Source organism: Pseudomonas sp. PA-7-1E (assembly GCF_021605325.1).
In the GTDB taxonomy this organism is placed as follows: Bacteria; Pseudomonadota; Gammaproteobacteria; order Pseudomonadales; family Pseudomonadaceae; genus Aquipseudomonas; species Aquipseudomonas fluorescens_BV.
This window is the reverse complement of record NZ_WKFA01000008.1, coordinates 145,684-168,314: the sequence shown is the minus strand read 5'-3', so window position 1 is coordinate 168,314 and position 22,631 is coordinate 145,684. Positions and strand designations below refer to the sequence as shown.

The following is a 22,631-nucleotide window of genomic DNA, read 5'->3' as shown; positions in this document are numbered from 1 at the left end:
CCGACAATGGTTTGTGCGTGGCCAGGCGCGAAGGTCGCAACCGCTGGGCGATGGGGGGATAAGGCAGGTTGGGGCCAGGGAGCTTGCTCCCGCGGGGGCGCGAAGCGCCCACTTTTTTTATTAAAAAAGAAGGGGCCTGCTACGCAGTCCAACGGGAGCAAGCTCCCTCGCCACAAATACCATCCGAACCGTTACATCAAGCCTCGCTGGCGATGCGCACAGGGCGCTCGCGAACGGCTGGCGCCTTGTCTTTTTCCGCATTCTCTAGACGCATGCAGCTTTCCAGGAACAAGTGCATGTAGTCGTAGCTCTTGCACACCGCCTGGCGCAACTCTTCCTGCAAGGCCTTGCTCGGGTTGGTCCCGGCCAGTGTGCAGATGATTTCCAGGGCTTCCCAAGGGTGGGCATCGTCGTATTGGGCGTGCATCTTCAGCCACTTCATCGCCCGCTTGCGATCTTCCTCAGGGAAGGCGGCAGCATACACACCGGTAGAGCAGACCACGGCGGACCACTCGCCCGTCGCCCCCTCGATCGCGTAGTTGGTGGCGGCAATCGCGACGATCAAAGCATCCGCCGAGCTGGTGTGCCAGCACCAATGACTCAGGGCGTGCAACTCGGGCGGCACCTCCTGCGCTTGAAGTTCTTCAAGGCTGACGCCGTGAGCCCGCGCCCAATTGACCCAATAGTCGGCATGGTTGAGCTCCACGCGAATGTTGCGCATCAGCCAACGGCGCGCCATATCCTCCCCAGGATGGCGGGCAAACTTGGTCTTGGTCAGGTTCTGCGCCATGTACAAGGCAAACTGTTCCACCACCGGCCAACCACCAATCAGGTAGTGGCGCATGGTCTTGGCGCTGAGGGCGTTGTCGCGCATGCGCTGGTACAGTTCGTGCTCGACAACCCGACGCTTGCTCTCGCTACAGTCCTGGATCAGTTGCTGCGCCCAGGCGGGGTAACTCGAGGCTTCCATAAGCGGGCCGGTTCTGTTGAATGTGTCGATCACTGTGGGGCTCCTTTTCAAGTGTGATTGTACAGACCAGCAAATGTTTCAGCGGAAAGTGCCGGGCGCCTTGAATAACAGAGGCTGCGGCCGCTCAGGTCGGCACTGCAGGCTATCAAAGGTAAACAATTGCGGGCGTTCAATCAGGTAGCCCTGAGCGTAATCCACACCTATCTCAAGTAAAGCCTGTTCGATCTGGGGTGTTTCAACAAACTCGGCAATCGTGCGCTTACCCATGACGTGGCCGATGTGGTTGATCACCTCGACCATGGCGCGGTTAATCGGGTCGTCCAGCATATCCTTTACGAAACTTCCATCGATCTTCAGGAAGTCTACAGGTAAATGTTTCAAATATGCGAATGAGGACATTCCGGCGCAAAAGTCATCCAGGGAAAAATGGCACCCTAACGCTTTGAGTTCATTAATAAATCGAATCGCACTGCCCAAATTGGCTATAGCGCTCGTTTCAGTTATTTCAAAACAAATCATTTCCGGTGGAATGCTGTAACTATCGAATTTCTGACGTAAAAAACCCAAAAAGTCATCATCGCCAATGGTGATGCCTGACAGATTAATCGCACACATGGCCATGGGTCGGCCCGGACGTTCATGCATGCAGCGGGCGATAATCTTGAATACGTTTTCCACTACCCAACGGTCCAGGGACGTCATCAAACCGTAGCGCTCGGCAGCCGGAATAAAACTGTTGGGTAAAATGATCCGCCCCGCTTCGTCATGCAGGCGCAGGAGAATTTCGATGTGCCCATTGCCAGCGTCGGTAGGGCCCAACGGCGCGATCTCCTGGGCGTAGAGGCAAAAGCGATCTTCCTCAAGGGCGATATGCAGCCGCTGTACCCAGGCCATCTCGCCAAACCGCAGGGACAATTCCGAGTCGTCGACGTGGTAGACCTGCACCCGGTTGCGCCCCTTTTCCTTGGCCATGTAGCACGCCATGTCGGCGGCGCGCAGGGAGGTTTCCAGGGTGGTCGGGGTTTGCGAGATATGCACCAGGCCGATGCTGACAGTGGTCATGAAGGGCCGCCCCTTCCACACGAAGTGCAAGCTTTGCACGGTATGGCGCAGGCTCTCGGCGATTTTTTCCGCCACCGGCGCCGGGCAGTTTTCCAGCAGGATGCCAAACTCGTCGCCGCCCAACCGAGCCAGGGTGTCGCCTTCGCGCAAGTCTGATTGCAATAGCGCGCAGATGTGACGCAACAATTCATCGCCTGCCGCGTGGCCACAGGTGTCATTGACCAGCTTGAACTGGTCGAGGTCGAGGAACATCAAGGCATGTCGCCCACTTTGCTGGCGCGCGACCTGTTGCAGCACCTGTTCAAGGCGGAACTCGAACTCGCGACGGTTGGCCAGGCCGGTCAAGGCGTCATGGGTGGCCTGCCAGGAAAGATTGGCGATGTACTGGCGTTCCTGGGTCATGTCGTGCAGCACCAGGACCGCACCGCTGATCTTGCCGGCGCTGCGGATCGGCGCGCCCACCAGGGTGACCGAGACCGTGCTGCCGTCCAGGCGCTGGATCAGCTTGGAATGCTCGCTGCCGCCGCTGAACTGGCCCTTGACGATGTGCTCAATCAGGGTGAATCCGTCGGGCTCGGCGTTTTCATTCAAAAGCTTGAACAACGCCGCCAGCGGCAGGCCCTGGGCCTGCTCCGAGCGCCAGTGGGTCAAGGCTTCAGCGGCAGGGTTCATATAGGCAATGGCCCCGTCGACATCGGTGGTAATCACCCCGTCGCCAATCGACTCCAATGTAATCTGCGCCCGCTCCTTCTCCGCTTGCAGCGCATCGGCAAAGGCATGACGCTGGGCCAGCAGCTTGTGGGTGCGCAGCAGCGCCAACACGATCAGGCCCAAGGCCGTCGCCAGGTTGGTGATCAACAACAGGCGCAGGATCATCCGCGAACCTTCGCCCAGGGCATCGCTGAACGCCTTGGCGGCGGGCGTCACCCCTTCATTGATGGCCGTGATGCGCGCCTTCCAGCTATGGACATCGTCACTGCTGACGTAGCCGGAGGTAATGGCGCCGTGCATCTCCTGGGCCAGCTCATCCAACTGCAGCAGATAGCCGTCGCCCACCGTCCACAGCTCAATGGCTTTTTCCAGGTAGCTGAAATGGCGGAAGTTGAGGTACAGCCAGATCAGGCTGGAAACGTCGTCCGGATGGTTGCCGCCCTTGAGGATACCCAGGCGCGCGGCCTCCATGTCTGGATTGGGACGGTCCAGGGCAATGCGCAATTCATGCCCACCCTGGGGCACGGCAATGGCCTGCTGGTATTTGAGGTAGGTGGCGTCGTTGCGGTTATCGGCGTAGAGGGTCAGGTAGTAGATGGCATCCTTCTGGCCCTTGGACCACAGGCTTTCGCCCGCCACATAGCCCCGCACTGCCGAAAGCACGTAGAGACTGACGCAGCCTAACAATGCCTGGAACAACACGACGGCGATGAAGGGCCAGACAATACCCAACAGGCGTGGCGTTCCGAGAGTCCGCTTTTGCTTCATGAAGTCCCTTACACATGCACAGCTTAATACGCACGCGAAAATCCGCTCCCGATAGCACAGCCTAAGCTAAATCAACGTACTTGTTGCAAGTGTCCGTACAGTTTGGCGTACAACCCACCATCGGCAATCAACTGCTGATGGTCGCCATCCTCGGCGATGTGCCCGCCATCGAACACCAACACTCGGTCAGCCTGCTTCACCGCAGACAGCCGGTGGGCGATGATCAGTGTAGTACGCCCGCTGAGAAACCGCGCCAGTGCCTGGTGCAGGTTGTATTCGGTCGCCGCATCCAATGCAGACGTGGCCTCGTCCAGAATCACCACTTTAGGCTCGGCGAGCACCATGCGGGCAATCGCCAGGCGTTGCCGCTGGCCACCGGAAAAGCGCACGCCCGAACGCCCGACCACGCTGTCCAGGCCCAAGGGCAATGCCTTGACAGTAGCATCCAGTTGGGCGATTTCCAGCGCCTGCCAGCAGGCTTGATCGGTGCGGGTGCGGCCCATGGTCAGGTTGGCGCGCACGGTATCGTTGAACAGCGCCGGGTGTTGCAGCACCACCGCGACGTTTTCGCGGATGGTCTCCAGGCCGATCTCCTGCTGGGTGGCAGCACCAAAACGAATGCTGCCGGACTGCGGTGTGTAGAGCCCCAGCAACAGTTGCACCAGGGTGCTTTTACCGCCGCCGCTGGCGCCGACAATTGCCACCTTTTCACCCGGTGCGATGGCCAGGTTCAACTGGTTGAGTACCAGGTCTTCGCCGTAGCCGAAGTCGAGGCCACGCACTTCGATGCCGACCGTCTCGCGCCCGCTGAACGGATCTGCGCCGCCTGGATATTGCGGCTCATCGGCACGCGCCAGCAGCTCGTTGATGCGCGACAGCGCGCCACCCGCCGCGTAATAGGCGTATTGCAGGTTCAGCAGTTGTTCCACCGGGCCAATCATGAACCACAGGTAACTGAACACCGCGAGCATCTGGCCGATGGACAGGTCGGAAAACAGCACGGTGAGCATGGCCGCGGCGCGGAAGATGTCGATACCGAACTGGAACAGCAAGCCACTGGCGCGGCTCGACGCGTCGGTTTTCCACTGGGAATGAATGGCGTAGTCACGCACTTCCTGAGCACGCTGGCCCAGCCGCCCGAGGAAAAAGCCTTGGCGGTTGCCGGCACGTACTTCCTGGATGGCATCGAGGGTTTCAGTCAGCGCCTGGGTAAAGCGTGAAGTACTGTCGTTTTCCAGCTTCTTGAGGTGCTTGACGCGCTTGCCCAATTGCACCGTGGCGTAGATCACCAACGGATTGAACAACAGGATCAACAACGCCAGTTGCCAATGCATCCACACCAGGATCGCCGAGGTGCCGACCAGGGTCAGCATCGCCACCAGGAAGCGACTGAGGGTTTCACCCACGAATTTGTCCAGCGTGTCCAGGTCGGTCACCAGATGAGTGGTGACCGTACCGCTGCCCAGGCTTTCGTACTCACCCAGAGAGATACGCTTGAGACGCTCGATCAGGCGCACGCGGATGCGGTACACGATGTCCTTGGCCAAGCGCGCAAACAGCCGCGCCTGCACCACGTTGAACACCAGCGCGCCGCAGCGCAGGGCCAGGGTGACCAAGAGCATCAGGCCGATATAGCCAGCGGCTTTTTGCCAACCCAGGGGCAGCGCGTGGTTCATCACCTTGAGGGCGGCATCGCCATGGCCCAGCAGCACTTCGTCCACCAGCAACGGCAACAACAGCGGGATAGGCACGCTGCACAGGGTGGCGAGCACGGCGACGCCGTTGGCAACCCACAGGGATTTCTTGTGACGCAGGGCCAGGCGGCGGATTTCTGCCCAGGTCAGGCGGTCGGTGCGTGGAGGCTGTTCATACACAGGCAGCTCGCTCCAGCCATCGACCCAGTAACGGCGACAGCTCGGACAGCGGCTGGTAACCATTGGTCAGCAAGGCCAACTGGCCGTTGCGCTCGGCCAGCAGGGTCGGGAACCCGGCAATGCCCAGGTCCTGTACCCAGGTGAAATCGGCCGCCGTGGCCACGTGCTGCTCGGCACGGTCGAACTCGCCGGCAAACTCGATACGTGGAATGCCGGCCTGCTCGGCCAGCTCAACCAACACATGGGCGAGGGTCACGTCCCGTCCTTCGACATAGAACGCATGCTGGATCAGCCCCAGCAGCTTCCAGGCGCAATCCGGCGCCAGGCTGCGTGCGGTGACGATAGCGCGGCACGCCGGCTCCGTGTCGTAGACAAAACCGTCGGGCAGCGCGCCGTCACGCTTGAAAGGCTGGCCGGTGGCGTCGGTGACGGCCTGCCAGTGTTCAAGGATGTAGCGCCGGGTAGTCGGCTCCAGCGCCGCGCCGCTGCCGGTGCGCAAGCCGCCCACCACCAGGTGCACGTCCACGCCGGCCGCCTGGGCCTGCTCCACCAGCGCTTGTGCCACCGGGGCAAAGCCCCAGCACCAGGAACACATCGGGTCCATTACATAGAGCAGGCGCGCAGACATGGCTCAGGCCTCGGAAGGGGTTTGCTTGTAGTTGTAACCAATCGGGTGCGGCATGTTGCGGGCCTTGGCCAGTTCGATCTGCTTCTGACGGTCGATTGCACTGCGACGGGTCTTCTCCGGCAGCTTATCCCAGCAATGGGGGCAACTGATGCCCGCCACGTAATGCTCGGAGGCGCGGTCTTCTACGCTCACGGGTGTGCGGCAGGCATGACATTGATCGTAGTCGCCTTCGCTCAAGTCGTGGCGCACGGTCACGCGATTGTCGAACACAAAGCAGTCGCCCTGCCATTTGGTTTCTTCCTGGGGCACCTCTTCGAGGTACTTCAGGATACCGCCCTTGAGGTGGTAGACCTCATCGAAGCCTTCGCTGAGCATGTAGCTCGAGGCCTTCTCACAGCGAATGCCGCCAGTGCAGAACATGGCGACCTTCTTGTGCTTGGCCGGGTCGAAGTTGGCTTTGATGTAGTCGGGAAATTCGCGAAAACTGGTAGTTTTCGGGTCGATCGCGCCTTCAAAGGTGCCGATGGACACTTCGTAGTCGTTACGGGTGTCGATCAACAGCACTTCCGGGTCGCTGATCAACGCATTCCAATCCTGCGGGTCGACATAGGTACCGACTTTTTTGTTCGGGTCGACGCCTTCAACGCCCAGGGTCACGATCTCTTTCTTGAGCTTGACCTTGGTGCGATAGAACGGCTGGTCGTCGCAGTAGGATTCCTTGTGGTCGATGTCGACCATGCGCGGGTCTTTTTTCAGCCAGGCCATCAGGCCGTCAATGCCTTCGCGGCTGCCGGAAACGGTGCCGTTGATGCCTTCTTCGGCGATCAGCAAGGTGCCTTTGATGCCGTTATCGATCATAGCCTGCAACAGGGGCTCGCGCAGGGCGACGTAATCTTCGAGGGTGACGAACTTATACAGTGCCGCCACGACAATCGGTTGAGTCATGGGTGTTCTCTCCAGGTGGCTACCCTCGTAAGGGGTGAACCGGATGCAAAAAAAACGCGCCGGCTAAGCGGCGCGTTGCGGATTCTATCAGGGTTACCCCATCAATGTCCGCCGGCGCAGGTCGGCGAGGCCGGGGCTGCGTCGATTGTCGCCCACTCGTCGGGCGTATAGGTATGCAGCGCCAGCGCATGGAACTCGCTCATCAGATCACCCAGAGTGGCGTAGACCTTCTGATGGCGCTTGACGCGGTTGAGCCCCTCGAACTGCTGGCTGACCAGCACGGCCTTGAAGTGGGTCTGCAACCCACGGCTGTGCATGTGGCTTTCATCCAGCACGCTCAAATGTTGCGGGGCCAGGGCGGCAAGGGCCGTTTCGATACGCTGTTGCATGGTCATTCCTGCTTACTTCTTCTTGGCCGGTGCGGCGGCTTTTGGCGCCAGCTCGTTGGTCATGTCTTCCAACAGCTTGTTCACCACCGGTACGGCGCTTTCCAGCTTGGCCTGGGTCATCTGGGCCGATTGCTGGGTCAGCTGGGGCATTTTTTCCAGGACTTTCTTGCCAAGTGGCGACTGATAGAACGCTACCAGGTCCTTGAGCTCGGATTCGCTGAAGTTGGTGGTGTAGAGCTTGACCATGTCAGGCTTGAGCTTCGGCCAGCCGATGGCCTGGTCCAGAGCGGCGTTGGCCTTGGCCTGGTAGCTGTCCAGTACCGACTGCTTGGCGGCAGGCGCCTTGGTCTGTTCGAAACGCTGGGCGAACATTTGCTGCACTTGCATGTACACCGGGGTCCCCAGCTTGTCAGCATGGGCCAGGGTAAGGAAGGCTTCGGCACTGGCGTTGTGGCTGGCGGTATCGGCAAGAACCTGGCCGCTGGCACAAACCAGAGCAACCGCGGTACAGATGGCACGAAGACGAGTCATCGAGTTTCCTTTTCTAGCAGGCGAGGTAAGACCCCAAGGGCGACCATTCTGCGCCTAAAAAACCTCGCGGCTCAACCCCACTCCTTGGCAAGCCCCGGTTTCACGGGGCGCGATGGCACAAATGCGCTTTTAGGGAACCCACGCTGGCCGCCAGGGCCTAAACTGACCAATCACGACTGCATAAGGAGGGTGACCGATGAGCCGTATCGAAACCGACAGCCTGGGGGAAGTACAGGTCCCTGATGACGCCTATTGGGGCGCGCAAACCCAACGTTCGCTGGTCAATTTCGCGATTGGCGAGCAGCGCATGCCGCTGGCGGTATTGCATGCCCTGGCCCTGATCAAGAAGGCTGCGGCGCGGGTCAACGACCGCAACGGCGACCTGCCCGCCGATATTGCCCGCCTGATCGAACAGGCTGCCGACGAGATACTGGACGGCCAGCATGATGACCAGTTCCCGCTGGTGGTCTGGCAGACCGGCAGTGGCACCCAGAGCAACATGAACGCCAACGAAGTGATCGCTGGCCGCGCCAACGAACTGGCCGGCAACAACCGCGGCGGCAAGAGCCCGGTGCACCCCAACGATCACGTCAACCGTTCCCAGAGTTCCAACGACTGCTTCCCTACCGCCATGAGCATTGCTGCGGTGCAAGCGGTGAACAAGCAACTGTTGCCGGCAATCGCCACCTTGTCCGGTGGACTGGCAGAATTGGCCGCGCGGCATATGAAGCTGGTCAAGACCGGCCGTACCCACATGATGGATGCCACGCCGATCACCTTCGGCCAGGAACTTTCGGCGTTTATCGCCCAGCTCGATTACGCCGAGCGTGCGATCCGCAGCGCCCTGCCCGCGGTGTGCGAGCTGGCCCAGGGCGGCACCGCCGTCGGCACCGGCCTCAATGCCCCCCATGGCTTTGGCGAGGCGATTGCTTCCGAGCTGGCCGCGTTGTCGGGTCTACCCTTTGTGACCGCGCCGAACAAATTCGCCGCCCTCTCCGGCCATGAGCCGCTGGTGACCTTGCACGGCGCGCTGAAAACCCTGGCCGTGGCGCTGATGAAAATCGCCAACGACCTGCGCCTGCTGGGTTCCGGCCCTCGCGCCGGGCTGGCCGAAGTCAAGTTGCCGGCCAACGAACCGGGCAGTTCGATCATGCCCGGCAAGGTCAACCCCACACAATGCGAAGCGCTGTCGATGCTGGCCTGCCAGGTGCTGGGCAACGACGTGACCATCGGCATGGCCGCCAGCCAAGGGCACTTGCAGTTGAACGTGTACAAACCGGTGATCATCCACAACCTGCTGGAGTCGATCCGCCTGCTGGCCGATGGCTGCAACAACTTCCAGGAGCATTGCATTGCCGGCCTCGAACCCGACGCCGAGCAAATGGCCCAGCACCTGGAACGCGGGCTGATGCTGGTCACCGCCCTCAACCCGCATATCGGCTACGACAAGTCAGCCGAAATCGCCAAGAAGGCTTACGCCGAAGGGCTGACACTGCGTGAGGCTGCACTGGAGCTGGGCTATCTCACCGATGCCGAGTTTGACCAGTGGGTGCGCCCGCAAAACATGCTCGGCGCCTAAACTGACATCCGCAGCCGCCGGGCCCTGAGCCCGGCGAGCAGCGAAGGCGCCAGCGCCACCATCGCCGAGCCAGTCACCACCACCAAAGCCCCCACATACCCCAAGGCATTGATCTCTTCGGCTTGCACATAGTCGGGCCACAGCCAGGCCGCTACTGCCACCGCCACAAAGGTTACCAACGGCGTCAACGCCAGGGTCGCACTGACCCGCGAGGCTTCCCAATGCGCCAGGGCTTCGGCAAATGCGCCGTAGGCCACCAGCGTATTCATGCAGCACGCCAGCAGCAGCCAGCCTTGCAACGGGCTCAACTGCAACGCCTCCAGCGGGTGCGCCCAGGGCGTGAGCAACACCGCGCACGACAGGTAGATCACCATCATCACCTGCAATGAATTCCATACCGTCAGCAACTGCTTCTGCCCCAGTGCATAGAACACCCAGATGGTGGTGGCGAGCAGGATCGTCAGCACACCGGCGGTGTAAGTGCCCATGGACGTCAGCAACTCCACCAGGCGTTGGTTGAAAAACAAGCCAAAGCCTGCGATCAGCACCATCAGCCCCACCCCCTGCCCCAGACTGAAGCGCTCCTTGAACACAAACACACTGGCAACCATCAGAAAGATCGGGCCCATCTGCACCACCAACTGCGCCGTGCCGGGGCTAAGCATTTTCAGGCCAACCAGGTACAGCACGTAGTTGCCCACCAGGCCACACACCGCCATGCCCACCAGCCACCCACCCTTGGGGCCAAGCACTTTGCGGCTGGGCAGGCGTTTGGTGGCGGCCAGGTAAACGAACAGGCACGTGCCCGCTACCATGAGGCGAAACCAGGTCACGGTGATCGGGTCCATCACCTGCAACACTTGCTTGAGCTTGATCGGGAGAATGCCCCACAGAAACGCGGTCAGCAGGGTCAGGAAGAAACCGTAGACCCAGCGGCCGGAAGAGATGTGCATGAGTGCCCCAGATGCCAGAGGAAGTGGAGCAGGCATTCTAGGGGCAAGTCACTGAGTTCGGATACGTCACAGTCTTGAAGGTGGGGGCTGGCTTGCCTGCGATGGCGATTTATCTGTGTCCAATCTGTCGCTGACCCACCGCAATCGCAGGCAAGCCAGCTCCCACATTGGCCGTATTCCAACCTGACTCAGCGTACGGCTTCGAAGAGTCCGGTGGCGCCCATCCCACCCCCCACGCACATGGTGACAACCCCGTAACGCAGGTTGCGCCGTTGCAGTTCGCGCACCAGGTGCCCCACCTGCCGCGAGCCGGTCATGCCGAACGGGTGGCCGATGGAAATTGAGCCGCCGTTGACATTGTATTTGGCATTATCGATCTCCAGGCGATTGCGTGCGTAAAGGCACTGGGAAGCAAAGGCCTCATTGAGTTCCCACAAGTCGATATCCGCCACCTGCAAACCCTTGGCCTTGAGCAACTTGGGCACCGAGAACACCGGGCCGATGCCCATCTCGTCCGGCTCGCAGCCGGCCACGGTAAAGCCACGGAAGAACGCCTTGGGCTTGAGCCCCAGTTCCAGAGCTTTTTCCAGGCTCATCACCAGGGTCATCGACGCACCGTCGGAGAGCTGCGAGGAGTTACCTGCCGTCACCGAGCCATCCTCGGCAAACACCGGCTTCAAGCCGCTGAGGCTGGCCAGGGTGGTGTCCGGGCGGTTGCAGTCGTCCCGGTCTACCACGCCTTCCAGGATCTGCACCGCGCCAGTGTTCTTGTCCTCGACCTTGTACTTGACCGCCATCGGCACGATTTCATCGTTGAACAAGCCATCAGCCTGGGCCTGGGCGGTGCGCTGCTGGCTTTGCAGCGCGTAAAGGTCCTGATCTTCGCGGCTGACGTGATAGCGGCGCGCAACGATTTCGGCGGTCTGGCCCATGGGGAAGTAAATGCCCGGCACCTGTTCCTTAAGCAGCGGGTTGATCAGGTTATCGGTGTTGACGCTCTTCATGGTCAGGCTGATGGACTCCACGCCACCGGCAACAATGATGTCGCTGCAGCCCGAAGCGATCTGGTTGGCGGCAATGGCAATCGCCTGCAAGCCCGACGAACAGAAACGGTTGAGGGTCATGCCGGCCGTACCGGTGCCCAGTTGCGAGAGCACCGCCACGTTACGCCCGATGTTATAGCCCTGGGCGCCTTCGTTGGAGCCGGCACCGACGATGCAGTCTTCCACCGTCGCCGGGTCTATACCGTTGCGGGCCAGCAGCGCATTGACACAATGGGCCGCCATGTCATCGGGACGGGTCTGGTTGAACTTGCCGCGAAAGGATTTGGCCAGGCCGGTTCGCACGCTGTCGACGATCACTACTTCACGCATGGGCTACCTCGATCTTGTGGATGTGAATCGAGGATAGATCCAGGCCTGGCCGACTGCGATGATCATTCACTGCGTGGATGCAAAAGCATGGAGCCTCTGTAGGAGCGAGCTTGCTCGCGAAAAACTAATAGGCGCCGCGTTCACTCAGGAAGCACGCGTTATCGTTGACGTTTTTCGCGAGCAAGCTCGCTCCTACAGGCTATTTCTTTTTCTTCTTGTCGTGCTTGTCGCTTTTATCAAACGCTTCTTCCAGCGCACGGTTGATGGTGCGCAGCACCTTGACCCGCGCCCAGCGCTTGTCGTTGGCCTCGACCAGAGTCCAGGGCGCCACCTCGGTGCTGGTGCGGTCAACCATATCGCCCACTGCCGCGCGGTAGTCGTCCCACTTGTCGCGATTGCGCCAGTCGTCTTCGGTGATCTTGAAACGTTTGAAGGGGATTTCTTCACGGGCCTGGAAGCGCTCCAGTTGCGTCTCCTTGTCGATGGCCAGCCAGAACTTGACCACGATCACCCCCGCATCGCGCAGTTGCTCTTCGAAGTCATTGATCTCGCGATAGGCGCGCATCCAGTCCGCAGGGGTACAGAAGCCTTCGATGCGTTCCACCAGCACGCGGCCGTACCAGGAGCGGTCAAACACGGTGAACATGCCGCGCGCCGGGATTTTCTGCCAGAACCGCCATAGATAAGACTGGGCCCGTTCGTCTTCGCTGGGCGCGGCAATCGGCACGATGTGGTACTGGCGCGGGTCCAGTGCTGCCGCCACTCGACGGATCGCCCCACCCTTGCCCGCCGCGTCGTTGCCCTCGAACACGCTTACCAGCGCGTGCTTGCGCATACGTTTGTCGCGCATCAGGCCAGAGAAGCGCGCCTGTTCGGTAATCAGTTGCTCTTCATAGTCGTCCTTGTCCAGGCGCAGGGTCATGTCGAGGCTGTCGAGCAGGCTCTTTTGGTCCACCGAGGCAAGCAACGGCGCCGGGTTCATGCCGCTGGCCTTGACCTTGGCCTGCTTCAGGGCACTTTGCAGCCCATCGAGCAGGATCTTGCCCACGGTCAGCCCACGGTAATGGGGGTCGACGCCTTCGATCACATGCCACGGCGCGTAATCGCGGCTGGTGCGGCGCAGCACACGCTCACCGAAATGCACGAACTTGTCGTAGGTCTTGGACTGCTGCCAGTCCAATGGGCTGATGCGCCAGCTGTGCAGCGGGTCGTCGGCCAGGGCCTTGAGGCGCGCCTTCATCTGTTTTTTGGACAGGTGGAACCAGAACTTGAAGATCAGCGCACCTTCATCGCAGAGCATCTTTTCCAGACGTTCGGCGCCGGCGATGGCCTGGTCCAGGCGCGCATCCTTGATCTGCCCATGCACGCGGCCTTGCAGCATCTGGCTGTACCAGTTGCCGAAGAAAATGCCCATGCGGCCCTTGGCCGGCAGTTGCCGCCAGTAGCGCCAGGCCGGTGGACGCGCCAGTTCTTCGTCGGTCTGCTGGTCGAAGGTGCGCACTTCGATCAGGCGCGGGTCCATCCATTCATTGAGCAGCTTGACGGTTTCACCCTTGCCCGCGCCCTCGATGCCGTTGATGAGGATGATCACCGGGAAGCGTTTCTGCTGTTGCAGCTCGTACTGAACTTCCAGCAAGGCTTCACGCAAGGCCGGCACTTCGGCGTCGTAGGTGTCTTTGTCGATGGCGTGACCGATTTCGGCGGATTCGAACATGGGCAGCTCCGTTTCAAGATGGCTCAAGACTAGCGGATTGGGCCCCGACACGCGCAAGGAAATACAACCCAGCCTTGCCATGGATCAATTCAACGCCGGTTGATCGGCTAGAATGGCCGCCTTGCCTTTGCCCGCTTTCATTTTATGAGCCGCCATGAACCCCATCACCCACGCCCAGCTCGACTGGGATGACCAAGGCCGCCCGCATTCGCGGGTATTCGACGACGTGTATTTCTCCGACCAGTCGGGCCTGGAAGAAACCCGCTACGTGTTCCTGGAGCAGAACCGCTTGCAGGAACGCTTCGCCGCCTTGCCCGCAGGTGGGCGCCTGGTGATTGGTGAAACTGGCTTCGGCACCGGCTTGAACTTCCTCTGCGCCTGGCAGTTGTTCGAACAGCACGCAGTCGCCGGTGCGCGGCTGCACTTCGTCAGCGTGGAAAAGTACCCCCTCAGCCATGCCGACCTGCAACGCGCCCTCGCCCTCTGGCCCGAACTGCAACCCTTGGCCGAGCAACTGCTGGCGCAATACATTGCCATCCACCAGGGTTTCCAGCGCCTGGTACTGGACAACGGCCGCGTGACCCTGACCCTGTTGATCGGCGATGCGCTGGAACAATTGCCGCAACTGGACGCCCAGGTCGATGCATGGTTTCTCGACGGGTTCGCCCCGGCGAAAAACCCCGACATGTGGACCGCCGAGCTGTTCGCCCAACTGGCGCGCCTGGCGGCACCGGGCTCGACCATCAGCACCTTCACCAGCACCGGCTGGGTAAGGCGGTTGATCAATGCCGCCGGGTTCAAGATGAAACGCACGCCAGGCATCGGCCATAAGTGGGAGATCCTGCGTGGGGAGTTTGTCGGTTGGCCCGCCGACTTACCCGCGCCGGCCCCACGTAAACCCTGGTTCGCCCGGCCACCCGCCATCGAGGGAGAACGTCATGCCCTGGTCATCGGCGGTGGCCTGGCCGGTTGCGCGACCGCCGCCAGCCTGGCCGCCAGGGGTTGGCGTGTCAGCCTTCTGGAGCGCCACGCCGGCTTGGCACAGGAAGCGTCGGGCAACCCACAGGGTGTGTTGTACCTCAAGCTTTCGGCCCATGGCACGGCCTTGTCCCAGCTGATAGTCAGCGGTTTTGGCCACACCCGACGCCTGCTGGAACACTTGCACCGAGGTGTCGATTGGGACGGCTGTGGCGTGTTGCAACTGGCGTTTGACGCCAAGGAAATCCAGCGTCAGGCTCAATTGGCAAACGCCTTTGCTCCGGACCTGTTGCATCTGCTGGACCGCGAGCAGGCGCAGCAAAAGGCGGGAATCGAACTGGCCCACGGCGGGTTGTTTTTTCCAGAGGGCGGTTGGGTGCATCCGCCCGCGCTGTGCCAGTGGCAGGCCAAACATCCACTGATTGAAGTGCTCACCCACCACGAGGCACTGGAACTGCACCGGCTCGACGACCAATGGCAAGCCCGCGCCGGTGACCGCGTGCTGGCCAGCGCCGGTGTCGTGGTGCTCGCCGGGGCTGCGGAGATCAAGCGTTTCCCCTTCAGTGCAGACATACCGCTCAAGCGCATCCGCGGGCAGATCACTCGGCTGGCGCAAACCTGCGCGAGTAAAGCGCTGGCCACGGTGGTCTGTGCCGAGGGCTACGTAGCGCCGGCCCGGCTTGGCGAACACACCCTGGGCGCCAGTTTTGACTTCAACAATCAAGACCTCACGCCCACGCCCGCCGAACACAGCGGCAACCTGCAGATGCTGCGCGAGATGTCTACCGACCTGCTGCAGCGCCTGGGTGCCGACCGCCTGGCGGCCGAACAACTGGAAGGCCGTGCCGCGTTTCGTTGTACCAGCCCCGACTACCTGCCCATCGTTGGGCCACTGGCCGACCATGCGGCGTTTCAGCAGGCTTATGCGGTACTGGGCAAAGACGCCCGGCAAGTGCCGCAAACGCCCTGCCCGTGGCTGCCGGGGCTGTTTCTCAATAGCGGCCATGGCTCGCGTGGCCTGATCACTGCGCCGTTGTGCGGCGAACTGCTGGCTGCATGGCTGAGTGATGAGCCCCTGCCAGTGCCCACCAGCGTAGCCGAGGCTTGCCACCCCAATCGATTTGCCCTGCGCACGCTGGTGCGAGGCCAGGGCGCTGCACAAAAAAAGCCGGATTAAAGGCAAGGCGGCTATCTGCCTTATAACTTATCGGTCTAAAACTCCACGCATAGCACTGGGTCAGTTTCTGGGTACGCGCCCTTTTGGGCGTATTGAGTATTGACCCCTCCCCAACGGAAAAACCGGTAAGGAATTTATGTGTGGACTAGCTGGCGAGTTACGCTTTGATCATCAACCTGCCGACCTGGCAGCCGTAGAACGCATCACGCACCACCTCGCCCCCCGAGGCCCCGACGCCTGGGGCTTTCATGCCCAAGGGCCGATTGCCCTGGGCCACCGCCGCCTGAAGATCATGGACCTGTCGGACGGCTCTGCCCAACCGATGGTCGACGCCCATCTGGGGCTGTCCCTGGCGTTCAATGGCGCTATCTATAATTTCCCGGAGCTGCGCCAAGAGCTGGAAGCCCTGGGTTACGCCTTCTATTCCGGCGGCGACACCGAAGTGCTGCTCAAGGGCTACCACGCCTGGGGCGAAGCGCTGCTGCCCAAGCTCAACGGCATGTTCGCTTTCGCCATCTGGGAGCGTGATGCCCAGCGTCTGTTCATCGCTCGTGACCGTCTCGGTGTGAAGCCCTTGTACCTGTCGCGCACCGGCCAACGCCTGCGCTTTGCCTCAGCGTTGCCCGCGTTGCTCAAGGGTGGGGATATCAACCCGATCCTCGATCCGGTCGCCCTCAACCACTACCTGAATTTCCACGCCGTGGTCCCTGCGCCGCGCACGCTGTTGGCCGGCATCGAAAAGCTGCCGCCCGCCAGCTGGATGCGCATCGACGCCAGCGGCAAGACCGAACAGAAAACCTGGTGGACCCTGCCCTACGGGCCCCATGAGGACGAAAAACACCTGACCCTGGAAGACTGGACCGACCGCGTGCTCGACAGCACCCGCGAAGCCATGGCCATTCGCCAACGTGCGGCGGTGGATGTGGGGGTGCTGCTGTCCGGCGGCGTCGACTCGAGCATGCTCGTCGGCCTGCTGCGTGAAGTGGGCGTGGAGGATTTGTCGACCTTTTCCATCGGCTTTGAGGACGCCGGCGGCGAACGTGGCGACGAGTTCCAGTACTCAGACCTGATCGCCAAACACTACGGCACCCATCACCACCAACTGCGCATCGCCGAAAGCGAGATCATCGAGCAACTGCCGGCCGCCTTCCGCGCCATGAGCGAGCCGATGGTCAGCCATGACTGCATCGCCTTCTACCTGCTGTCGCGGGAAGTGGCCAAGCATTGCAAAGTGGTGCAGAGCGGCCAGGGCGCCGATGAACTGTTCGCCGGTTACCACTGGTACCCGCAAGTGGACGGTGCCAGCGACCCGTACGCGGCCTACCGCGAGGCGTTTTTCGACCGCAGCTACGACGACTACGCGGCGACCGTCGCGCCCCAATGGCTGACCGCCAACGACGCTGCTGGCGATTTCGTGCGCGAGCACTTTGCAATGCCGGGCGCCGACGCAGCGGTGGACAAGGCCCTGCGCCTGGACAGCACGGTGATGCTGGTGGACGACCCGGTCAAACGCGTCGACAACATGACCATGGCCTGGGGCCTGGAAGCGCGCACGCCGTTTCTCGACTACCGCCTGGTAGAACTGTCGGCTCGTGTGCCGGCCCAGTTCAAGCTACCCGACGGCGGCAAACAGGTGCTCAAGGAAGCGGCGCGCCGCGTGATCCCCAGCGAAGTCATCGACCGCAAGAAAGGCTACTTCCCCGTGCCCGGCCTCAAGCACCTGCAGGGCGATACCTTGAATTGGGTGCGCGAGCTGCTGCTGGACCCGAGCCAGGACCGCGGGCTGTTCAACCCGGCCATGCTCGACCGCTTGCTCACCGACCCGCAAGGCCAACTGACCCCACTGCGCGGCTCCAAGCTGTGGCAGTTGGCGGCGCTGAACCTGTGGCTGAGCGAACAAGGAATCTGATCCATGAAACCGAATGCCGCGGCTTACAGCCAACGCTTACTCAAAGGCCAGGCGCCGACCTACGAGCGCCTGCAAGCGCGCCTGGCCGAAGATGGCAGCGCACTGGCCGCCGACCCGATTGCCGTGCATTGCGGCTGGGGCCGGTTGTTGATCGGCCACACCTTTCCCGACCCGGCAAGCCTGGCCCAGGAACTGCTCAACGAGCAGCCTGGCGAGCGCGATATCGCGCTGTACGTGGCAGCGCCCCAGCAAATCCTGGGCATTGACCCGCAGCAACTGTTCCTCGACCCGTCCGACACCCTGCGCCTGTGGTTCACCGACTACCGCCCGGCCACCCGGGTATTTCGCGGCTTTCGTATTCGCCGGGTGCAGAGCGAGGCCGACTGGCAAGCGGTCAACCACCTGTACCAGGGCCGCGGGATGCTGCCTGTCGACCCGGAACGCCTCACCCCACGCCATCAAGGCGGCCCGGTGTACTGGCTGGCCGAAGATGAAGACAGCGGCGCGGTGATTGGCAGCGTGATGGGCCTCAACCATCACAAGGCCTTCCACGACCCGGAGAATGGTTGCAGCCTCTGGTGCCTGGCCGTCGACCCGCAATGCACGCGCCCTGGCGTCGGTGAAGTGTTGGTGCGCCACTTGGTGGAGCACTTCATGAGCCGAGGCTTGAGCTACCTGGACTTGTCGGTGCTGCACGATAACCGCCAGGCCAAGAGCCTTTACGCCAAGCTCGGCTTTCGGGCGTTGACCACCTTTGCAATCAAGCGCAAGAACGGTATCAATCAACCACTGTTTCTGGGCCCGGGGCCCCAGGCGGAGTTCAACCCTTACGCGCGCATCATTGTCGAAGAAGCCCACCGACGCGGTATTGATGTGCAAGTGGACGATGCCGATGCGGGCCTGTTCACCCTTAGCCACGGCGGGCGTCGCGTGCGTTGCCGTGAGTCCCTGAGCGACCTGACCAGCGCCATCAGCATGACCCTGTGCCAGGACAAGAGCCTCACCCACAAGGTGCTCAAGGCGGCGGGCCTGCAAGTGCCGGTGCAACAGTTGGCGGGCAGCGCCGACGACAACCTGGAGTTTCTCGACGAACACCAGCGCATCGTGGTCAAGCCGCTGGATGGCGAGCAAGGCCATGGCGTCGCCGTGGATCTGCGCAGCATCGAAGAGGTGCAGCAGGCGATCGAAGCGGCGCGCCAGTTCGACAGCCGCGTGTTGCTGGAAAGCTTCCACGAAGGCCTGGACCTGCGGATTCTGGTGATCGGTTTTGAAGTGGTCGCGGCTGCGATTCGTCGCCCTGCCGAAGTGATCGGCGACGGCCAACATTCGATTCGCGCGTTGATCCAGGCGCAAAGCCGTCGTCGCCAGGCGGCCACCGACGGCGAGAGCAAAATCCCGCTGGATGCAGAAACCGAGCGCACCCTCAAAGCCGCAGGTTACGACTACAACAGCATCCTGCCCCGTGGCGTGCAACTGGCCGTGCGACGCACCGCCAACCTGCACACCGGGGGTTGCCTGGAAGATGTCACGGCGATCCTGCACCCCACGCTGGTGGACGCGGCCGTGCGTGCGGCCCGTGCCCTGGATATCCCTATGGTCGGCCTGGACCTGATGGTACTTGCGGCCGACCAGCCAGAGTATGTGTTTATCGAAGCCAACGAACGGGCCGGCCTGGCCAACCATGAACCGCAACCCACGGCTGAGAAGTTTGTGGATTTGTTGTTTCCACACAGTCAGCCGGCTACCTGACTACCGATCGTTACCACGCTCCGCGTGGGAATGCAGCCTGTGACGCTCTGCGTCACCACAGCGGACGCAGAGCGTCCCTGAGGCATTCCCACGCAGAGCGTGGGAACGATCGCACGATCGCAGCGCGTCGATCGCCCTCAACTCATCAGGAGTTTCCATGACCCGAACCATTCCCGAACCCGATCTCGCGTACCTGCAAAAAGTGCTGCTGGAAATGCTCGCCATTCCCAGTCCCACCGGTTTTACCGACACCATCGTGCGTTACGTCGCCGAACGCCTGGAAGAGCTCGGCATTCCGTTTGAAATGACCCGGCGCGGCACCATTCGCGCCACCCTCAAGGGCCAGAAAAACAGCCCTGACCGCGCCGTCTCCGCCCACCTGGACACCATCGGCGCCGCCGTGCGTGCGATCAAGGACAACGGGCGCCTGACCCTGGCGCCGGTGGGCTGCTGGTCGAGCCGCTTTGCCGAAGGCAGCCGGGTCAGCCTGTTCACCGACAACGGCGTGATTCGCGGCAGCGTATTGCCGTTGATGGCCTCCGGGCACGCGTTCAACACTGCCGTGGATGAAATGCCGGTGAGCTGGGACCATGTGGAACTGCGCCTGGACGCCTACTGCGCCACGCGTGCCGACTGCGACTCCCTGGGCATCAGCGTCGGTGACTACGTGGCGTTCGACCCACTGCCCGAGTTCACCGAGAGCGGGCATATCAGCGCTCGCCACCTGGACGACAAGGCCGGCGTCGCCGCCCTGCTCACCGCGCTCAAGGCCATCGTCGACAGTGGCGAACCCTTGCTGATCGACTGCCACCCGCTGTTCACCATCACCGAGGAAACCGGCAGTGGTGCAGCGGCCGCCCTGCCCTGGGATGTGAGTGAGTTTGTCGGCATCGATATTGCCCCGGTCGCCCCCGGCCAGCACTCCAGCGAACACGCGGTGAGCGTGGCCATGCAGGACTCCGGCGGGCCCTATGATTATCATCTGTCCCGCCACTTGCTGCGCCTGGCGTCGGAGAACGACCTGCCGGTACGCCGCGATCTGTTCCGCTATTACTTCAGCGATGCGCACTCGGCGGTCACCGCCGGCCATGATATACGCACCGCCCTGCTGGCCTTCGGTTGTGACGCCACCCACGGTTACGAGCGTACCCATATAGACAGCCTGGCCGCCCTGAGCCGCTTGCTGGGCGCTTACATCCTCAGCCCGCCGGTATTTGCCAGCGATGCGCAACCGGCCCAGGGCTCACTGGATCGGTTCAGTCATCAGATCGAGCATGAAACGCAAATGGAGAGCGACACCCGCGTGCCGTCGGTGGACAGCCTGGTCGGCCAGAAGTCCTGACGCGGTGAGTTGATACTGGCAACAAAGGTCCCGGCACAGTAGCATCGCCGGGACCTGACACCTGAGGCTTGTATGCTGATTCCCTACGATGCACTTGAAGTCGACACCCTGACCCGCCTCATCGAAGACTTCGTCACCCGCGACGGCACCGACAATGGCGACGACACGCCCCTGGAAACCCGCGTGCTGCGCGTGCGCCAGGCGCTGACCAAAGGCCAGGCGCTGATCGTCTTCGACCCCGAAAGCGAGCAATGCCAGTTGATGCTCAAGCACGATGTGCCCAAGCACCTGTTCGACTGAAAGCTGCGCCTAAAGGTTGGGTACCGGCACGGGATGGGTAGCCTGGCCCTCGCCTTTGAGAATCTTGCGGTACACCTCGGCGCGGTACACGTTGACACCCATCGGTGCCTCGATGCCGAATTTCACGTGAGTACCGTTCACTTCAAGGATATGCACGGTGATGTCATCGCCAATGGCGATGGCTTCGCCTATGGCACGGCTTAAGACCAGCATGGCGGTTGTCCTTTGCAAATAACAGGACCTCGACCATGCCCCCTTGGCACTGGACCGGCAATGGCTTGCGGGCAAATCAGGCGTTGCCTACACAGGTAGGTAACTTGCCTGACAGACCCCAGCCAAATCAGCCCTTCACAGCTTGCGCCTTGGCGCGCATCTTGTCGGCCATCAGGGTCATTTCGTCATACAGCAACTGCGGATTTTTCTGTTTCAACGCCCAAGCCATGCGCCCTTGCTCGTGGGGCAGGATCATGAATTCGCCTTCGGCCACACGCTGGTAAATGTAGTCGGCAATATCCGCCGCCGAGATGGGCGAACTCTCAAGCAACTTGCCCACTTGAGCCTTCATGGCTGGGGTTGGCCCACGGAACGAGTCGAGCAGGTTGGTCTGGAAAAACGACGGGCATACCACATGCACGCCCACTTCCTGTTGCTTGAGCTCTACCAACAGGCTCTCGGACAACGCCACCACGCCCGCCTTGGCCACGTTGTAGTTGCTCATGGCGGGGCCCTGCATCAGCGCTGCCATTGACGCGATGTTGATGATGCGGCCCTTGCTCTTTTCCAGCAGCGGCAGGAACGCCTTGCAGCCTTTGACGACGCCCATCAGGTTGATTGCGATCTGCCAGTCCCAGTCCTCCAGGGACAGTTCAGCGAAGAACCCGCCCGAGGCCACGCCGGCGTTATTGACGATCACATCGATGCCCCCGAGCTTCACCTCACAGGCCTGGGCGAAGGCCGTGAGCTGGCTGTAGTCACGCACGTCACAGCGCTGGATAAAGCCATCCCCCCCTGCTTCGCGAACCTGCTTGAGGGTTTCCTGCAAACCGGGCTCGCTGACATCAGACAACGCCAACTGCCAGCCTTCACGGGCCCAGCGCAGCGCGATTTCGCGACCCAGGCCAGACCCGGCGCCAGTGATCATCATGCGGTTTTGCATAGGAGGTAGCCTTGTGGTTCACGAAAGAAGTGACCGGCAGTGTAGCGAAGGTTTTTGCTCTACCCACGCACCATCAGGGTGATGAATGCCCCGGGCAAACCGCGGGCCCGGTCGCAAGCGTGCCTATCGACTAAGTTCAATTTTTTTCAACTGATTAGTTCAAGTTGCGCACGCGTTAAAAGAAATAAGCGTCACATCAAAATGTTTTATAAAAACAATGAATTTTCTACGAAGTAGCAGAGTCGGAATGGGTAAGGCGTCCCACTGTACATGGACGAACCAACGGTTAAACAGCCGGTTTTTGCAAAGAACCTATAAGGAATAAAACCATGAGCCTCATTCTGATTATTATCCTGATCCTGCTGCTGGTCGGTGGCCTGCCCGTGTTCCCGCACTCGCGTAACTGGGGTTATGGACCGTCGGGTATCCTGGGTGTGGTACTGGTTGTTCTGCTGGTGCTGTTGTTGCTCGGCAAGATATAAACACCGCGCTACGCTTTTTGTAGGAGCGAGCTTGCTCGCGA

19 protein-coding genes are annotated in these 22,631 nt (G+C 61.4%); 7 read left to right on the top strand and 12 right to left on the bottom strand.

Annotated elements, in window-relative coordinates:
* Positions 1-196: 196 nt before the first annotated feature.
* The 7 genes from GIW79_RS08115 to GIW79_RS08085 all read right to left on the bottom strand — a co-directional run bounded on the left by GIW79_RS08115 (position 197) and on the right by GIW79_RS08085 (position 7,878).
* Positions 197-970, bottom strand: coding sequence for a TenA family transcriptional regulator (locus GIW79_RS08115; RefSeq protein ID WP_153474739.1), 774 nt, complete (start codon positions 968-970; stop codon positions 197-199).
* Between the two features lie 78 nt (positions 971-1,048).
* Positions 1,049-3,511, bottom strand: coding sequence for an EAL domain-containing protein (locus GIW79_RS08110; RefSeq protein WP_034126162.1), 2,463 nt, complete (start codon positions 3,509-3,511; stop codon positions 1,049-1,051).
* A gap of 71 nt (positions 3,512-3,582) precedes the next feature.
* Positions 3,583-5,385 (bottom strand): ABC transporter ATP-binding protein, encoded by a 1,803-nt coding sequence (locus GIW79_RS08105; RefSeq protein ID WP_072447997.1) that lies wholly within the window; start codon positions 5,383-5,385, stop codon positions 3,583-3,585.
* On the bottom strand, positions 5,378-5,980 hold the full coding sequence (locus GIW79_RS08100) for a DsbA family protein (RefSeq protein WP_169922010.1): 603 nt from the start codon (positions 5,978-5,980) through the stop codon (positions 5,378-5,380). The genes GIW79_RS08105 and GIW79_RS08100 overlap by 8 nt, the downstream gene beginning before the upstream one ends.
* A gap of 36 nt (positions 5,981-6,016) precedes the next feature.
* Positions 6,017-6,958, bottom strand: coding sequence for an oxygen-dependent tRNA uridine(34) hydroxylase TrhO (gene trhO, locus GIW79_RS08095; RefSeq protein ID WP_057977027.1), 942 nt, complete (start codon positions 6,956-6,958; stop codon positions 6,017-6,019).
* Between the two features lie 101 nt (positions 6,959-7,059).
* Positions 7,060-7,353 (bottom strand): BolA family protein, encoded by a 294-nt coding sequence (locus tag GIW79_RS08090; protein WP_054896313.1) that lies wholly within the window; start codon positions 7,351-7,353, stop codon positions 7,060-7,062.
* 6 nt (positions 7,354-7,359) lie between these two features.
* Complete coding sequence (locus GIW79_RS08085) at positions 7,360-7,878, bottom strand: DUF2059 domain-containing protein (RefSeq protein WP_014719258.1); 519 nt, start codon at positions 7,876-7,878, stop codon at positions 7,360-7,362.
* A 196-nt stretch (positions 7,879-8,074) separates the two neighbouring features.
* Between GIW79_RS08085 and GIW79_RS08080 the strand changes: the two genes are divergently transcribed.
* On the top strand, positions 8,075-9,457 hold the full coding sequence (locus tag GIW79_RS08080; RefSeq protein WP_197900896.1) for a class II fumarate hydratase: 1,383 nt from the start codon (positions 8,075-8,077) through the stop codon (positions 9,455-9,457).
* Here the strand turns inward: GIW79_RS08080 and GIW79_RS08075 are convergent.
* The 3 genes from GIW79_RS08075 to pap all read right to left on the bottom strand — a co-directional run bounded on the left by GIW79_RS08075 (position 9,454) and on the right by pap (position 13,497).
* Entirely contained in the window at positions 9,454-10,410 is a 957-nt protein-coding gene (locus GIW79_RS08075) for a DMT family transporter (RefSeq protein ID WP_089041980.1), read from the bottom strand. The two genes, GIW79_RS08080 and GIW79_RS08075, sit on opposite strands and share 4 nt — an antisense overlap.
* A gap of 188 nt (positions 10,411-10,598) precedes the next feature.
* Entirely contained in the window at positions 10,599-11,783 is a 1,185-nt protein-coding gene (locus GIW79_RS08070) for a thiolase family protein (RefSeq protein WP_181125057.1), read from the bottom strand.
* A 199-nt stretch (positions 11,784-11,982) separates the two neighbouring features.
* Positions 11,983-13,497 (bottom strand): polyphosphate:AMP phosphotransferase, encoded by a 1,515-nt coding sequence (gene pap, locus GIW79_RS08065; protein ID WP_236477363.1) that lies wholly within the window; start codon positions 13,495-13,497, stop codon positions 11,983-11,985.
* A 154-nt stretch (positions 13,498-13,651) separates the two neighbouring features.
* Here pap and mnmC point away from each other — a divergent pair, with 154 nt between their 5' ends.
* The 5 genes from mnmC (at position 13,652) to GIW79_RS08040 (ending at position 20,952) form a co-directional block, all read left to right on the top strand.
* Positions 13,652-15,652, top strand: a complete 2,001-nt coding sequence (mnmC, locus tag GIW79_RS08060; RefSeq protein WP_054896317.1) for a bifunctional tRNA (5-methylaminomethyl-2-thiouridine)(34)-methyltransferase MnmD/FAD-dependent 5-carboxymethylaminomethyl-2-thiouridine(34) oxidoreductase MnmC — start codon at positions 13,652-13,654, stop codon at positions 15,650-15,652.
* A 136-nt stretch (positions 15,653-15,788) separates the two neighbouring features.
* A complete protein-coding gene (locus GIW79_RS08055) occupies positions 15,789-17,561 on the top strand; it encodes an N-acetylglutaminylglutamine amidotransferase (RefSeq protein WP_236455853.1) in 1,773 nt (590 codons plus the stop codon).
* A 3-nt stretch (positions 17,562-17,564) separates the two neighbouring features.
* Complete coding sequence (ngg, locus tag GIW79_RS08050) at positions 17,565-19,310, top strand: N-acetylglutaminylglutamine synthetase (RefSeq protein ID WP_236455856.1); 1,746 nt, start codon at positions 17,565-17,567, stop codon at positions 19,308-19,310.
* 157 nt (positions 19,311-19,467) lie between these two features.
* On the top strand, positions 19,468-20,652 hold the full coding sequence (locus GIW79_RS08045; RefSeq protein ID WP_236455858.1) for an osmoprotectant NAGGN system M42 family peptidase: 1,185 nt from the start codon (positions 19,468-19,470) through the stop codon (positions 20,650-20,652).
* Between the two features lie 72 nt (positions 20,653-20,724).
* Positions 20,725-20,952, top strand: a complete 228-nt coding sequence (locus tag GIW79_RS08040; RefSeq protein ID WP_003192759.1) for a YheU family protein — start codon at positions 20,725-20,727, stop codon at positions 20,950-20,952.
* Between the two features lie 9 nt (positions 20,953-20,961).
* On the opposite strand, the gene csrA is transcribed toward GIW79_RS08040, so the two are convergent.
* Both csrA and GIW79_RS08030 read right to left on the bottom strand, forming a co-directional pair.
* Positions 20,962-21,165: a carbon storage regulator CsrA gene (gene csrA / locus GIW79_RS08035; protein WP_096143236.1), complete on the bottom strand. Its 204-nt coding sequence runs from the start codon at positions 21,163-21,165 to the stop codon at positions 20,962-20,964.
* 127 nt (positions 21,166-21,292) lie between these two features.
* A complete protein-coding gene (locus GIW79_RS08030) occupies positions 21,293-22,108 on the bottom strand; it encodes an SDR family oxidoreductase (protein WP_057977010.1) in 816 nt (271 codons plus the stop codon).
* Between the two features lie 329 nt (positions 22,109-22,437).
* Between GIW79_RS08030 and GIW79_RS08025 the strand changes: the two genes are divergently transcribed.
* Complete coding sequence (locus tag GIW79_RS08025) at positions 22,438-22,590, top strand: DUF3309 family protein (RefSeq protein ID WP_003192767.1); 153 nt, start codon at positions 22,438-22,440, stop codon at positions 22,588-22,590.
* Positions 22,591-22,631 lie beyond the last annotated feature (41 nt).

Excerpts from the sequence above, each read along its gene's own strand:
- GIW79_RS08115 (WP_153474739.1), bottom strand. The coding sequence starts at position 970 with ATGGAAGCCTCGAGTTACCCCGCCTGGGCGCAGCAACTGATCCAGGAC.
- GIW79_RS08110 (WP_034126162.1), bottom strand. The coding sequence starts at position 3,511 with ATGAAGCAAAAGCGGACTCTCGGAACGCCACGCCTGTTGGGTATTGTC.
- GIW79_RS08100 (WP_169922010.1), bottom strand. The coding sequence starts at position 5,980 with ATGTGTTCCTGGTGCTGGGGCTTTGCCCCGGTGGCACAAGCGCTGGTG.
- trhO (WP_057977027.1), bottom strand. The coding sequence starts at position 6,958 with ATGACTCAACCGATTGTCGTGGCGGCACTGTATAAGTTCGTCACCCTC.
- GIW79_RS08090 (WP_054896313.1), bottom strand. The coding sequence starts at position 7,353 with ATGACCATGCAACAGCGTATCGAAACGGCCCTTGCCGCCCTGGCCCCG.
- GIW79_RS08085 (WP_014719258.1), bottom strand. The coding sequence starts at position 7,878 with ATGACTCGTCTTCGTGCCATCTGTACCGCGGTTGCTCTGGTTTGTGCC.
- GIW79_RS08080 (WP_197900896.1), top strand. The coding sequence starts at position 8,075 with ATGAGCCGTATCGAAACCGACAGCCTGGGGGAAGTACAGGTCCCTGAT.
- GIW79_RS08075 (WP_089041980.1), bottom strand. The coding sequence starts at position 10,410 with ATGCACATCTCTTCCGGCCGCTGGGTCTACGGTTTCTTCCTGACCCTG.
- GIW79_RS08070 (WP_181125057.1), bottom strand. The coding sequence starts at position 11,783 with ATGCGTGAAGTAGTGATCGTCGACAGCGTGCGAACCGGCCTGGCCAAA.
- pap (WP_236477363.1), bottom strand. The coding sequence starts at position 13,497 with ATGTTCGAATCCGCCGAAATCGGTCACGCCATCGACAAAGACACCTAC.
- mnmC (WP_054896317.1), top strand. The coding sequence starts at position 13,652 with ATGAACCCCATCACCCACGCCCAGCTCGACTGGGATGACCAAGGCCGC.
- GIW79_RS08055 (WP_236455853.1), top strand. The coding sequence starts at position 15,789 with ATGTGTGGACTAGCTGGCGAGTTACGCTTTGATCATCAACCTGCCGAC.
- ngg (WP_236455856.1), top strand. The coding sequence starts at position 17,565 with ATGAAACCGAATGCCGCGGCTTACAGCCAACGCTTACTCAAAGGCCAG.
- GIW79_RS08045 (WP_236455858.1), top strand. The coding sequence starts at position 19,468 with ATGACCCGAACCATTCCCGAACCCGATCTCGCGTACCTGCAAAAAGTG.
- GIW79_RS08040 (WP_003192759.1), top strand. The coding sequence starts at position 20,725 with ATGCTGATTCCCTACGATGCACTTGAAGTCGACACCCTGACCCGCCTC.
- csrA (WP_096143236.1), bottom strand. The coding sequence starts at position 21,165 with ATGCTGGTCTTAAGCCGTGCCATAGGCGAAGCCATCGCCATTGGCGAT.
- GIW79_RS08030 (WP_057977010.1), bottom strand. The coding sequence starts at position 22,108 with ATGCAAAACCGCATGATGATCACTGGCGCCGGGTCTGGCCTGGGTCGC.
- GIW79_RS08025 (WP_003192767.1), top strand. The coding sequence starts at position 22,438 with ATGAGCCTCATTCTGATTATTATCCTGATCCTGCTGCTGGTCGGTGGC.